Raw genomic sequence first — 14,057 nt, forward strand, 5'->3', positions numbered from 1 at the left:
TCACTGTTTAATTAAACTGCAATTATACGGGGTGATACTGTTGATCAGACTTTATACAGATAGTTATCAATCTCCCAGGCAGTAACCTGCTTGGTGTACTCATCCCATTCATTCATCTTAGCTGTTGTATATCTGTCAAATACATGATCTCCAAGAGCTTCTCTCATGAAGTCACTCTCCTGCATTGCAAGAACCGCCTCTCTTAAGTTGGCAGGAAGGCTGTGGATATGTCTCGCCTTCTTCTCCTCATGGGTAAGCTCAAAGATATTTGTATCTACACTTGGTGGAACCTGAAGCTTCCTCTTTATTCCGTCAAGTCCGGCTCTTAAGCATACTGCCATTGCAAGATATGGGTTGGCCGTTGGATCAGGACAACGAAGCTCAACTCTTGTTCCTGCGCCTCTTGCGCTAGGTATTCTGATAAGCGGACTTCTGTTCTTTGCTGACCATGCGATGTAGATAGGTGCTTCATAGCCGGGAACAAGTCTCTTGTATGAATTCACAAGCGGATTTGTTATGGCTGTCATCTCCTTCATATGCTCCATAATACCTGCGATGAAGTAGTATGCTGTCTCACTTAATCCCAATGGATCACTCTCATCTGCGAATACATTCTTGCCGTCCTTTGAAAGTGACATGTTCATATGCATACCTGAACCACATACACCAAACTTTGGCTTTGGCATGAATGTTGCACATAATCCGTGTCTCTTGGCAATAGTCTTAACTACCAGCTTAAAGGTCTCGATGTTATCTGCTGTAGGTAACGCCTTGCCATACTTGAAATCTATCTCATGCTGTGCAGGTGCACACTCATGATGTGAAGCCTCGATCTCGAAGCCCATCTGCTCAAGGGTAAGAACCATATCTCTTCTTGCATTCTCACCGAAGTCAAGAGGTCCCAGGTCGAAGTAGCCTGCTCTCTCATATGAATTTGTTGTTGGCAGACCATTTTCATCAGTCTGGAAAAGGAAAAATTCACACTCAGGTCCTACGTTCATCTCGTAGCCCATATCTGCAGCTTCCTTAAGTGCTCTCTTAAGTACATATCTAGGATCGCCTGCAAATGGCTTGTTATCCGGTGTATAAACGTCGCAAATAAGTCTTGCAACCTTGCCCTGCTGTGGTCTCCATGGGAATGTCTCGTATGTATCGTAATCAGGATACAGATACATATCTGACTCTTCAATTCTTGCAAATCCTTCGATAGATGAACCGTCGAACATTATCTTGTTATCAAGTGCCTTTTCGATCTGACTTGCTGTTATAGCAACATTTTTAAGATCTCCGAAGATATCTGTGAACTGAAGTCTGATGAACTCTACATCATCTTCCTTAACCATACGCAAAATATCTTCCTTTGTGTATTTTCCCATTGTCTAATACTCCTTTTCTACGCTTTTATATGTGACGGTCGATGGTGAAATGTCAGGATCATGGATTCCTGCACCTTAAATCGACACACTAGCACACACTAACAATAATATCACACACATATTTAAGGGTCAACAAAAGTATTGACTCAGCTTCCATAAATCTTATGAATTAACCGAATTGGACAGAAGCATTAAAAAACCCACATGTCATAAAACATGTGGGTCTCTTCAAGCTTAACGCTTGTATCACACTATATAAATAATCCCAGATATGATCTGCTGATTAATCTACTACGTATGGTAATACAGCAATCTGTCTTGCTCTCTTAACTGCTACTGTTAAAGCTCTCTGGTGCTTAGCGCATGTACCGGTAATTCTTCTAGGAAGGATCTTACCTCTCTCTGAGATATATCTCTTTAACTTGTTAGCATCTTTGTAATCTATAGTAGCTGACTTGTCTGCACAGAAAACGCAAACTTTCTTTCTTCTACGGATATTTCTTCTCTTTAATGGAGCGTCCGCTCTATCTGTCTTGTTATAAGCCATTGTATTTACCTCCTGTATTATTCATACCAGCCCCGGGGACCGGTATCATGTTTACTTGAATGGTAAATCGTCCTCGATTCCTTCAGGAATACTCATAAATCCGTCATTAACCGGACCTGCACTTGCAGGCTCTGGTCTGCCCATTGGCTGATAGCCGCCGTCATTACCTGACGCATTCTTGCTCTCGGCAAATTCCTGATCTTCTACTACAACGTCTGTTGTGTAGACCTTATTACCATCCTTGTTTGTATAGCTGCCTGTCTGGATCCTACCTGTTGCAACAATCTTTGTACCCTGCTTAAGGTACTTCTCAGCAAATTCTGCTGAACGGCCGAATGCTACGCAACTGATAAAATCTGCGCTCTGATCATTGTTTCTGTTGAATCTTCTATCTACAGCAAGTGTATATCTTGCGATAGCCATCTGGTTATCACCCTGCTGAGAATATCTGATCTCAGGGTCTCTTGTTAAACGACCCATCAAAATTACTTTATTCATATGGAAATCCTCCTATTACTCTGCGTCAAGTCTAACACAAAGATATCTAAGAACGTCTTCCATAATACGAACATTTGCCTCGATCTGTGCAGGAGCATCTGCAGCAGCATCAAACTGAATGAAGTAATAATAAGCTTCGCCCATCTTCTGAATTTCGTAAGCAAGCTTCTTAAGTCCGCACTCTTCAACATTTGTAATTGAACCGCCAAACTTCTCAACGTAAGCCTTAACCTTATCAACTACTGCTGTTCTAGCTTCCTCTTCAATTTTTGCATTAACAACTAAAGTTAATTCGTACTTATTCATCTTATCTTGCACCTCCTTATGGTCTCTGGCCCACAATACTGTTTGTGAGCAAGGAAATATGATTAACACATCACAAGTCCACATCTTATCATAGTAAAATCAACAATTCAAGCTATTTTTGTGTTTTTTTATAAAAGATATGGAATTTATGCCTTCTCTACAAAGCCCTTAAAGCTTTTCTCCACTGTAGTCCGGGGGATCATCACCTGATGATTGCACCATGTACACCTGAGGCGGAAGTCCATTCCCACTCTCAGAATCTCCCATGAATTGTTACCACAGGGATGGGGCTTCTTCATTTTTATAATCTGTCCCACTTCAAAGTTCATGTCTGGCCCTTTCTCTCATCATCCCAGCAGTTCATCCACCATCTCTGCTGTAAATGTTACCGACTTCACATGGTTGACCTCTATCTGATACAGAGCATTTGCAACTATATGCTCCGCTGACTGCTCAAGATTTCTGATACCTGAGGTACCTGAATACTTGCTGACTGCCAGCCGAACCGCCTCATCTGTGATGATACACTCATCCTCCCGGAGTCCGATCCGCCTGAGAACCTTCTTTAATACATACCTATTAAATATTACCTTCTTCTCCTCGTCGGTGTAATCCGGTATATCGATAACTGCAAATCTTGAAAGAATAGGTGCGCTGATCTTAGACTTATCATTTGCAGTGGCTATAGGATACACGCCAAATGTCGGAATCATACACTCCATGTAGTTATCTGTAAATCCAAGATTGTCAAGAAGGGTCAGTAGCACGTCTGCCGGATTGCCGTTTCCCTTGCCTGAGTTAGCCTTGTCAAGCTCGTTTATGATAAATACCAGGTTGGACTCTCCTGCCTGGGAAAATGCCTCCATTATAATACCCGGCTTGGCATTGGAGTAAATTCTTGAGCTTCCTGTAAGCTGCTCCGGATCATTTATGGAGCTCATGTCAAGGGTTGTCCATGGCAGTTTAAGAATCCTTGCAACTGCATAAGCAATCTGGGATTTTCCTGTTCCCGCCGGTCCCGCCAGCAGTATTCCGTATGCCGGAAGGGTGTGGGTCCTGTTTATCTGGATGATGGTTTCTATGATCCTCTGCTTGACCTTCTCCATGCCGTATAATTCTTCGTCAAGTATCCTTCTGGCTTCATCCGGGTCGATTGCCTCAAAATAATTATGTCTCCATTTGATATTCATCATTATGGAAAGGGCACGCTGGGCATGGCGTCTCTCCTCCGGTGACACCTCTCCGGACTTGGCAACAGCCAGGTTTCTTCTTGCCCAGAGTCTGATGTTGTCAGGCAGTGTCCTGCCGGCACAGTTCATGAAATCCACAATGCTCTGGAGGCTTGTAAGCTTCATGTCATCGCCATCTTCTTCTGAATCATCATCCTCATCCAGTTCTCCCTCCACAGGTGCATTACTGGAGAGAAGTCTTTCTATCATAAACTGAAGGAAGCCATCCTCTGCAGAAAGCTTTGATCTACCATTTCCAAATGCCATCTCACGGATCTTATAGACTCTGTAACCACCCTCGCGATTTTCTCCTGACAGACGGACATTTATATGATTTTCACCTAACCATTTAAGAAGCGCTGTAAATCTTGAATCGATCTTCAGGATATCTACACAGGCCACCTCTTTGTCTTCTTTTATCTCAAATGTAGTTCTCTTAATGGGATTTGTGAACATACCTGACAGATGGTGCTTAAGTGCCCCTGCCTTGTTGTCAAGTATCATTATAGGCTTGTCTGCGGTAGCCTCCGGCTCATCCGACGCAAATGTCTCATATGTACAGATCGCCTTGTTCTCCTCGCCCGGTGTGTTGTTAAAATCAAATACTGCCATTCCTATATCCTCTCTAATATGTATAACGCATCATACTGCCCTTATCTGTGCCAGGCAGTATCAGAGCAGCATTTTTTGATGCTGCTCCGTGTCTTATTTTATTTATTATATCTTTATATGGGAAAGGGTGCAATAATTAGTTTAGTACCTCGCCTTTAAAATACTGTTTCTTTCTTTAGCATTCTTCTTTATGCCAGCCATGGTGGCATTAATGCCGTTTATATCCCCTGATGCAATATCGTCTTCCAAAACATTTTCTTGTAAAAACTCACATACCGATTGACTAACGGTGGCGGGGGGGCAAAATCCTTATGGTTCCATTTGCCAAATCTTTACGGTTGCATTTGTCAAATCTTTACGGTTGTATTTGTCAAATCTTTACGGTTGTATTTGTCAAATCTTTACGGTTGCATTTGCCAAATCTTTACGATTGGTATATAATTTGTACATGAGGTGATAATAAAAATATGATTAAAAAAGAGTATAAACCAAGAGTAATTGATAATACCATAGAAGAATATTTAAAGAGCTTCGGTGCCGTATGTATAGAAGGTCCAAAGTGGTGTGGAAAAACCTGGACTTCCTCGTTCCATAGCAACAGCGAAATCTATATAGGTGACCCAACAGGAAATTTTCAGAACAGGGTTCTTGCACAAATGTCTCCCGATCTAGTCTTAAATGGTGAAACTCCAAGATTAATTGATGAATGGCAGGAGGTACCACCACTGTGGGACGCTGTAAGATACAGAGTCGATCAATCAGGAGAAAAAGGACAATTCATTCTCACCGGATCATCTACACCAAATCACAAGGGAATACTTCACAGTGGTGCCGGACGAATTGCCAGAATAAAAATGCATCCAATGTCATTATATGAATCAGGTGATTCAACTGGCGTCGTGTCGTTGAAAGAATTATGTAATAACACATTAATTCCAGCTATGACCGGCGAGGTCAATCTGACGACTTTAATACAATATATAATGAGGGGAGGCTGGCCAGGCAACATAGACACTCCTATAGCCCAGGCAACTCTGCTCCCCCTCCAGTATATTGATGCCATAATAGAAGACGATGTGTTCAGAATAGATGGTGTCAAGCGAAATAAAGATAAAATGAAACTATTACTTCGTTCACTGGCAAGAAACGAAACAACCACTGCTACAAATCTTTCCCTAGCAAAAGACGTCAGGGAAAATGACGACTCAGAAATCGACAAAGGAACTATAGCAGACTATCTGGATATATTTAAAAGACTGTTTATAATAGACAATCAGAAGCCTTTCTCTACCAATATAAGGTCATCTGTACGGGTAAAGCAGTCCGAAAAAAGACATTTCTGTGATCCATCCCTTGCATGTGCATTATTAAATGCGTCACCGGAAATGTTAATAAATGACCTGCAGACACTGGGCTTTTTGTTCGAGGCTCTTTGTGAAAGAGATCTAAAGATATACGCAGAATCTTTTGGTGCATCCCTATATCATTATCAGGACTATGACAACAAAGAAATTGATGCGGTCATAGAACTAAAAAATGGTGAATGGTGTGCTTTTGAGATTAAATTAGGTGCAAATCAAATTGATGATGCAGCAAAGAACTTATTAGAAATAGACAAGAAAATAAGAAATGATCCCAAGGGAAAGCCCCCTAAAATATTATGTGTAATCTGTGGTCTTTCAAATGCCGCATACAAACGCCCTGATGGTGTGTACGTCGTTCCGATTACGGCACTTAAAAACTAATAAAAAAGTCTCCGGAGCCTGCAGTTTTCCATAGGTACTGCTGCCTGCTCAGGAGACTTTTTTATAGTCTGTCCAGGACACACATATCAGTGTTTATTTGTTAATGTGTCTGCAGTGTCTGAATCCGTGCATTCAGCCTGTCTGCATCCTTCTCGTCATGTGTGACCGCGATCAGTGTTCTGCCATTCAGATTTGCATTTATATAGGCTGCCGTCTGATTTTTTAATTCATCATCAAGACTGGCAAATGGTTCATCAAGGATCAGCACCTGCCCTGGTGACATCACTGCCCTGACGATAGCCGTACGTCGTTTCATACCACCCGACAGCTCTTTTACATCTGTGAACAAACTTTCTTCCATGCCAACCTGCTCAAGATTTTTCCGTATATCTTCCAGCCCTGACCTGCTGTGTCTTTTCAACCCCAGTGCTATATTATAGGCTGCCGAGTACCCGTTACACAGCCGATCTTCCTGGAAGACCATGGATATGTCCACATGTTCATGACCTGATTCTTTATATATTGCTTTCTTCTTTAAACAATCATTATCATTGCACCTCTTCGCTTCAAAAGAAATGCTGCCACTGTCAGGCACAAGCCTGCCTGTGATCAGATTAAGCAGCGTTGTCTTACCTGTTCCAGATGGTGCCATAATGCACACCCTGTCCCCGGCAGCAATATGCATACTCAATTTATTTATAAGCTCTGCAGAGCTGCCTGCTTTTTTATTGCAAGACCTGTATTCCTTATTATTTTTATTAACCGGTCTGCTTTCTTTGTCATTTTTCCTGACAGGCTTTCTTTCTTTTGGGTTTTCATAGGAGAAGCAGACATTGTCAAGATCTATAGAAGCACCATTCCTACAATACTTATCTGCCTCTCTGGCCAGCTGCTTTCCTATGGCTTTCATCTGCAGGCCATCAAACATGCACCGTATCAGCGTCATGATCACCTGCTCCACCACCACGCTTAAGACTATGATAACCAATGTCCATGCAAATAGCTCCGGCGTCTCAAGATACACCTTGGCGTTATAGAGCATTTTTCCCACAGAGCCTACGGGAGTACCGATAACCTCCGCCGCAATCCCCGCCTTAAATGCCATGCCCGTAGCCAGGGTAAATGCCGCTATAATATATGTCTTAAGCTCCGGAAGATACACATACAACAGGCGGCGTAATCCATTTATCCCGAATACCCTCGCCATGTCCTTCATTTTCAGGTCAAGATTTTTTATGCCTGCAAGAATATTTGTATATATGACCGGTGTGACCACCAAAAATACTATGAATACCGACAGTCTTCTGCTGGACAGCCACACCAGACAAAGGATAACAACGGAAGCCACCGGTGTTGCCTTCATGGCTGAGAAATACGGCCAGAAAAGCACCTCCATGAAATGCCATCTGCCTGCTAAAAGTGCACAGGCTGTTCCCACTGCCGCGCCTATGAGTAATCCAAACAGGATACGTCCCATGGAATATGCTATAGCACTGTAGAACTCCTGACTCTTCACCAGAACCCCCAGGGTCTTCGCCACATCAACAGGCGTTGCCAGCAGCAGCTTCTGGTCAAGCTTCATCGCCAGCAACTGCCAAAGAAGGATAGCAACAATTATTGCTGCTATCCTCTCTGTACAAACCTTCCACATAGATGTCTCTTTATTGAATTTTGATTTTTTTACATTTTCTTTATTCATTCTGTATCAACCAATCATAGTGTAAATTTGCAATCTGGGAAGCCCCATGTGGGACAACTGTCAGTCAAAAAATGTCCTATCTTGAATAGTAGAAATCGTCTCCCGGCATAGCTCCGCCTATGCTCTTAGGCTCTGCCTCGTTCAATATGCCAAGGTAGCTTGAGAGAATCGACTTCATTTCTTCGCCCTCGATAAATGTAATGTTGCACTTTGGAATTGCCTGCTTGGCAATAGGTGCCTTAACAATATCAAGCTGCTCTATAAGTGCTGCTGCCTCATCAACATTTGTATTTACATAGTCAACTGACTCTGCGTAGGCGTTCATAAATGCTGAAACTGCCTCCGGATGTTCATTTACAAATTCTGTTCTGGCAATAACCACACCTGTGACCATACCGCCGTCCGGTGTAAGATTCTTCCATTCTTCATTCAAGTCGACAGGCACGTTCAAGTTGTCAACCTTTGTTGCCGCAACAGTGACAAATGGCTGTGGCAGCATTGCTATAACCTCATCATCTGTAGAGGTCATAACTGAGAGCACCTCTGTTGCCTCTGACTTCCACTCTATAGTAACATCATTGTCAGGATCTATACCGTTATTCTTCAGTATAAATCTGAGAGAATATTCCGGTGTTGCTCCCTGTCCGGTTGCGTAGATTGTCTTACCCTTAAGGTCTGCCACAGACTGAACTGAATCGCCGGTATCAACAATGGAGATAACTCCAAGGGTATTGATGGCAAGTACTGTTACCTGTCCCTCTGTCTTGTTGTAGAGAACGCTGGCAAGATTTGCTGGGATCGCTGCCACATCCACATTTCCCTGGATGATCTCAGGAGTGATCTCATCTGCCGCAGTGCTTATTGAGTACTCGATATTCACGCCGGCATTGCCTGCGTCTGAATCCGTAAGAAGCTTTGAAAGTCCCATGGCTGTAGGTCCCTTTAATGCAGCAACACGGATGGTTACATCATCATTTGCCGCGTTGTCGTTCTCCTCTGTGGCTACTTCCTCACTTACAGTGTCAGCCTCATTGGTATCCGCCTCGCTCTGGGTGTCCTCTGTAGCTGTGGTCACCTCTGATGTTACCTCTGTAGTTGCAGTTTCTTTGCTTCCGCAGCCTGCAAGTGCCATAACTGACATTGCCACTGCAAGTGCTACTCCTAATATTTTCTTTTTCATTTCTGTCTCCTTTCTGTTTCATGGCACAAACCACCAAGTGATATTGTGCTATGTTTTACTACACAGCCCGCTGAATAATATTGTGCTATGTTTTACTACACAGTCACAAAGTAATGGCGTGCTATATTTTTATATGTCATCAGGCACTTCTCTTTCGGTGCTAATATACGCACTGCCTGAGTCCTTCCATGTCAAGTATCAGGATCTCGCCGCCCCTGTCCTCGATCAATTTCTTATCCTGGAACTCCGTGAGGGTTCTGAACAGGCTGGCTCTGCTGACATTTAAAAACTTTGCGAATTGCTCTTTGGACACTTCAAGCGCCACCCGCCCATCCACTGCATTGTGGAGCAGATAAAAGGCAAGCTTGCTGTTGCAGCCTGACATTCCCATAAGCTCGATCTTGTATGCAAGGTACATGATCTTCTTGTTACACAGGGTCAGATAACGCTCAAGCAATCTCGCATCCCTGCTTAACAATTTCCTGAAATCTGCCTTTGACATGAATGCCACCCGACACTTTACCTTGCAGATTAGCTTTGTGGGCATTGGTGTAGGACAATACACATTGCATATCCCGAAGATATTCCCCTCATGCTGGGTTGACACATTTACACTTCCCGTGCAGGCTTCCTCGTGCCGGGACAGGGCGTACACATCTGCCTCGCCGCTTCCTATGACTCCTATGCAATAGGTTTTCTCCTGCAGTTCAGATATCTCATCCCGACGCTTAAACTCCTTCACGAACAGGTCGATACCTGACAGATCTACCTCTGCAAATAACGGGTTCAACCGCAGGATTTCCTCTGCGGAAGCCGAATTTTTTATTTTTCTGTTATCTCCCGAAACGCTCTCCGTCATAATGTATCATCCCCATCGTTCTTATCATTTCTACCATTACAAGCAATTAAACTCATTACACATATATTCTCTTATCATCATTGTTCAACCATATATGAAGGAGTAATTATGATCATGAATTAACCAGCCAAGCATAAACTTATCCGGCATGTCCGGGCATAAGCAGGTGACTTATATTCGTCCAGCCTCAATACGCAAAAAACAGTATCATATGATACTGTTTTTTGCAAGTACTCTATTTGATTTTTTATCTCATTACCATAACATATCTTTGAATTTCAGCCATTACTGCTTGATCCTAAGCTCCGGCATGGATGACGCAGCCTTGGTATTTGCAGGGATAGATTTAATGACAAATGTATTACCTGCAACTACTGAATTCTCACCGATTACTGTCTCGCCACCTAAGACTGTGGTATTTGCATATATTACCACGTTGTCCTCAATGGTTGGGTGACGCTTGACACCTGCAAGCTCCTGTCCCTTTCTTGTGGAAAGTGCACCAAGGGTAACGCCCTGGTAGATCTTCACGTTATTTCCAATATTGGTTGTCTCTCCAACTACAATACCGGTTCCGTGATCTATGAAGAATGAAGAACCTATGGTTGCTCCCGGATTTATATCTATTCCTGTCTGACCATGGGCATACTCGGACATCATTCTCGGAATGAACGGAATGTTCATATCATAGAGCACATGAGCGTAACGATATACAAATATCGCATAGAGTCCCGGATAGGAAAGTATTATCTCCTCTTTGCTCTTGGCAGCCGGATCTCCGTTAAAGCCTGCCTCTACGTCTAACAGCAGAAGTGACTGAACCTTAGGGATCTCTTCAATAAACTTAAGGGTCTTCTCCTCTGCCTCAAGTCGTACCTTCTCGTACTCTCCCTGCTCTCTGCCGTAGTTAAGGGCTGTCTTTATCTGGTGATATAACTTGTCATATACCAGTGACAGCTCGTGTCCTGCGAAATTCTTCTTCTCCACATATCCCAGGTTCTCCGCACCGAAAAATCCCGGAAATGTAATCCTTCTCAGATCATCTATAATAGTGATCACAATGTCACGGTTCGGCAGCTTACGTCCAAGATCCACATCGAAGATCTTCTGCTCCTTGTAAAGTCCGCTGAGCTTCTTTGAAGTCTCCTTGATCACCGTCTTAATATTATTATCCATGTTTATGCCTCCAACTCTTGCTGCTATTATATATAGTATTCATCAATCTTCTCTTTTTGCCATTCCACCAGTGTAGCCAGTGTAAGATTATCCACCACATTGTTGATGGCATCACCGATCATGCCCCATATCCTCTGGGTTACGTGAAATGATGGCTTTTCTATACTTTCAAGGTCAGCATTCACCGCCGAACTTGTAGGTGCAAGGTTGCCCTCTGTAACTCTCAAGACCATTCCCACGGTACACGCCTCAGGCTTAAGTGCCAGAAGATATCCTCCCTGGGCACCACGGAAGCTTTTTATAAGCCCAGCCTTAGCAAGCATATTCATGATCTGCTCAGAATACTTCTCCGATATTCCCTGTCTTTTTGCAATATCCTTAAGACTTACCGGGATACCTGTATTATTACATGCAAGATCCAGCATAAGCTGTATGGCATAATCTCCTTTTGTAGATATCTTCATTACAGTTCCTCACCATTTGTCTCGATAACATGCTTATACCAGAAATAAGAGTCCTTCTTTATTCTGTTTAAGGTTCCTGAGTTCTCATCCTCTTCCCTGTCCACATACACAAATCCATATCTCTTCTGGTATCCGTTGAGCCAGCTTAACAGGTCAGTATATGACCATGTACAATATGCCAGAACTCTGCATCCGTCATCAATGGCATCTTTCAGTGCCTCTATGTGCTTCTTAAGATATTCTATACGATATGGGTCATGGATCTGACCATCCTCAAGCTTGTCAAATGCACCGAGACCATTCTCTGAGATCACTATCGGAAGGTCATATCTTGATGTGATCTCACGACAGCATATTCTTATTCCCATTGGATCAATGGTCCAATCCCAATCAGTTGTTGAAAGGAACTCATTCTGTGGGTTCTTGTAAAGTCCCGGAACTCCGGACACCTTGGCAGTCCCCTTCTTTCCTGTGGTGTTCATCTCCATGCTCATGCCTACACCATCAATAGGATTGTGCTCTACCACGCAGCTCTGATAGTAGTTGACTCCCATGAAGTCCACCTTAGCGGCAGCCTCCTTAAGCACCTGCTTGTCTCCTGGAGCAAATTCCGGTGCAACGCCCTTACTCTCAAGATATTTGATAGCAGCTCTTGGATATCTGCCAAGAGCATATATATCCATCCAGTAGAAATTCTTCAGATCATTGTAGTCCTCCAGTGCCATGGCATTTTCAGGGTGTCTGTCATATGCATAGCCAGGAGTATAAGCGAAGCTTGAGCCGACCTTTGCGTCAGGGTACAATGCCTTAAGGGCAAGCACCGACTTGGCAAACGCTATATTTGCATGGTGGTTTACCTGATAGAACAGCTTCTCCTCATTCTTCTTTCCAGGTGGATGCATACCGTTCATCCAGCCAAATGTAGTGAACACATTCTGCTCATTCATGATGATCCAGTACTTAACCCTGTCACCAAGCTTCTTGAACAGAACCGTTGCATAGTTCACAAAATCATCTATGATCCTGCGATCCTCAAATCCATGATACTGATCCTCAAGTGCCTGTGGCATATCCCAGTGGTATACTGTTACCATCGGCTCAATGCCGTACTTGAGAAGTTCATTTACAAGGTCATCATAAAACTGAAGTCCCTTTTCGTTTACAGGACCGTTTCCGTCAGGAATAACTCTTGACCATGCTATGGAAAATCTGTAGGTCTTAAGGCCCATCTCTGCCATAAGCTTCACGTCTTCCTTATATCTGTGATAATGATCAACTGCCTTATCTCCTGTTGTCGCCTTAAAAGTCTTGCCCGGTATCCTTACGAACTTATCCCAGTTTGAAGGTCCCTTACCGTCAACATCCCAGGCACCCTCTACCTGATATGCTGCCGAAGCTGATCCCCAGAGAAAATTCTTTGGAAATCCCTGTGTCTTTTCAAAATACATAGCCTTCCTCCATTCTTATAATTTAACATTCTTATAATTTAACATTCTTATAATTTAACATTCTTAATAAATTGTCATTTTTGATAATCACACTGCAAGTTATATATATGTCTACACATGTATCTGATCCAGTACGGATCCGATCTTGTCAGTTATAAGCAGATCGGCTTCTCTGTCAGACTGTGTTGGGGACATATTTATGACCACCAGATGTCTGCCACGGAAATATCTTATTAAGCCTGCCGCCGGATATACCACCAGAGAAGTCCCCCCTATTATAAGGGTATCTGCCTCTGATATATAATGTATGGCATCCTCTATATCCTGATTGTTAAGTCCTTCTTCATACAGAACAACATCAGGCTTTATGGTTCCGCCACAGGAGCACTTAGGAACTCCCGGAGCGTCGATCACATACCGGAGGTCATAGAACTTATGGCAGCGTTCACAATAATTTCTGTGTACCGAACCATGAAGCTCAATAACCCTTCTGCTTCCTGCCATCTGATGAAGCCCATCTATATTCTGTGTTATTACAGCCTTGAGCTTTCCTGCCGCCTCAAGCTCCGCAAGCTTCATGTGTGCCTTGTTGGGTTTTGCCTCAGGAAACAGCATTTTATCCTTATAAAACCTGTAGAATTCTTCCGGATTCCTGCGATAAAAGCTGTGGCTGATTATAGTCTCCGGCGGATATTTATATTTCTGGTTGTACAATCCGTCCACACTTCTGAAATCCGGTATTCCGCTTTCTGTAGAGACTCCGGCGCCTCCAAAGAACACAATATTGTCGGACTCATCTACGATACTCTGTAATTTATTTATCTCTTCCATACCCATGTCCTGAACACCTCCATATGAAACACACATATTTTTATATGCACAAGACCCATCCTGAAAATATCATCCGGGATGGGTCTC

At 43.2% G+C, this 14,057-nt stretch carries 14 protein-coding genes; 1 reads left to right on the forward strand and 13 read right to left on the reverse strand.

Annotation, left to right across the window (positions count from 1 at the left end):
* Positions 1-44 precede the first annotated feature (44 nt).
* From DXB54_RS09820 to DXB54_RS09845, 6 genes are all read right to left on the reverse strand, one after another.
* The gene (locus DXB54_RS09820) at positions 45-1,376 is read right to left on the reverse strand and encodes a glutamine synthetase family protein (protein ID WP_021938758.1); all 1,332 of its coding nucleotides are present in this window, start codon (positions 1,374-1,376) and stop codon (positions 45-47) included.
* A 283-nt stretch (positions 1,377-1,659) separates the two neighbouring features.
* Positions 1,660-1,923 (reverse strand): 30S ribosomal protein S18, encoded by a 264-nt coding sequence (gene rpsR, locus DXB54_RS09825; RefSeq protein ID WP_021938757.1) that lies wholly within the window; start codon positions 1,921-1,923, stop codon positions 1,660-1,662.
* A 51-nt stretch (positions 1,924-1,974) separates the two neighbouring features.
* Positions 1,975-2,421, reverse strand: coding sequence for a single-stranded DNA-binding protein (locus tag DXB54_RS09830; protein WP_118695080.1), 447 nt, complete (start codon positions 2,419-2,421; stop codon positions 1,975-1,977).
* A 15-nt stretch (positions 2,422-2,436) separates the two neighbouring features.
* The gene (rpsF, locus tag DXB54_RS09835) at positions 2,437-2,727 is read right to left on the reverse strand and encodes a 30S ribosomal protein S6 (protein WP_021938755.1); all 291 of its coding nucleotides are present in this window, start codon (positions 2,725-2,727) and stop codon (positions 2,437-2,439) included.
* Positions 2,728-2,873: 146 nt separating this feature from the next.
* Complete coding sequence (locus DXB54_RS09840; protein WP_118695081.1) at positions 2,874-3,056, reverse strand: DUF951 domain-containing protein; 183 nt, start codon at positions 3,054-3,056, stop codon at positions 2,874-2,876.
* 18 nt (positions 3,057-3,074) lie between these two features.
* Positions 3,075-4,568, reverse strand: a complete 1,494-nt coding sequence (locus DXB54_RS09845; protein WP_118695082.1) for an AAA family ATPase — start codon at positions 4,566-4,568, stop codon at positions 3,075-3,077.
* 467 nt (positions 4,569-5,035) lie between these two features.
* Between DXB54_RS09845 and DXB54_RS09850 the strand changes: the two genes are divergently transcribed.
* A complete protein-coding gene (locus DXB54_RS09850) occupies positions 5,036-6,313 on the forward strand; it encodes an ATP-binding protein (protein WP_021938752.1) in 1,278 nt (425 codons plus the stop codon).
* A gap of 100 nt (positions 6,314-6,413) precedes the next feature.
* Here DXB54_RS09850 and DXB54_RS09855 read toward each other — a convergent pair whose 3' ends face one another.
* The 7 genes from DXB54_RS09855 to DXB54_RS09885 all read right to left on the reverse strand — a co-directional run bounded on the left by DXB54_RS09855 (position 6,414) and on the right by DXB54_RS09885 (position 13,970).
* A complete protein-coding gene (locus DXB54_RS09855; protein WP_158578230.1) occupies positions 6,414-7,964 on the reverse strand; it encodes an ATP-binding cassette domain-containing protein in 1,551 nt (516 codons plus the stop codon).
* Positions 7,965-8,088: 124 nt separating this feature from the next.
* Positions 8,089-9,192 carry an MqnA/MqnD/SBP family protein gene (locus DXB54_RS09860; RefSeq protein ID WP_118695084.1) on the reverse strand — a complete coding sequence of 368 codons (1,104 nt, stop codon included), beginning with the start codon at positions 9,190-9,192 and terminating at the stop codon, positions 8,089-8,091.
* Between the two features lie 160 nt (positions 9,193-9,352).
* A complete protein-coding gene (locus tag DXB54_RS09865; RefSeq protein WP_118695085.1) occupies positions 9,353-10,051 on the reverse strand; it encodes a Crp/Fnr family transcriptional regulator in 699 nt (232 codons plus the stop codon).
* Between the two features lie 285 nt (positions 10,052-10,336).
* A complete protein-coding gene (epsC, locus tag DXB54_RS09870; protein ID WP_118695086.1) occupies positions 10,337-11,227 on the reverse strand; it encodes a serine O-acetyltransferase EpsC in 891 nt (296 codons plus the stop codon).
* Positions 11,228-11,253: 26 nt separating this feature from the next.
* Positions 11,254-11,691, reverse strand: coding sequence for an RrF2 family transcriptional regulator (locus DXB54_RS09875; RefSeq protein ID WP_118695087.1), 438 nt, complete (start codon positions 11,689-11,691; stop codon positions 11,254-11,256).
* Positions 11,691-13,139, reverse strand: a complete 1,449-nt coding sequence (locus tag DXB54_RS09880; protein WP_021938746.1) for a glycoside hydrolase family 1 protein — start codon at positions 13,137-13,139, stop codon at positions 11,691-11,693. The genes DXB54_RS09875 and DXB54_RS09880 overlap by 1 nt, the downstream gene beginning before the upstream one ends.
* A 111-nt stretch (positions 13,140-13,250) precedes the next feature.
* On the reverse strand, positions 13,251-13,970 hold the full coding sequence (locus tag DXB54_RS09885; protein ID WP_118695123.1) for an NAD-dependent protein deacylase: 720 nt from the start codon (positions 13,968-13,970) through the stop codon (positions 13,251-13,253).
* Positions 13,971-14,057 lie beyond the last annotated feature (87 nt).

This window comes from Coprococcus sp. OM04-5BH (assembly GCF_003482105.1).
In the GTDB taxonomy this organism is placed as follows: Bacteria; Bacillota; Clostridia; order Lachnospirales; family Lachnospiraceae; genus Coprococcus.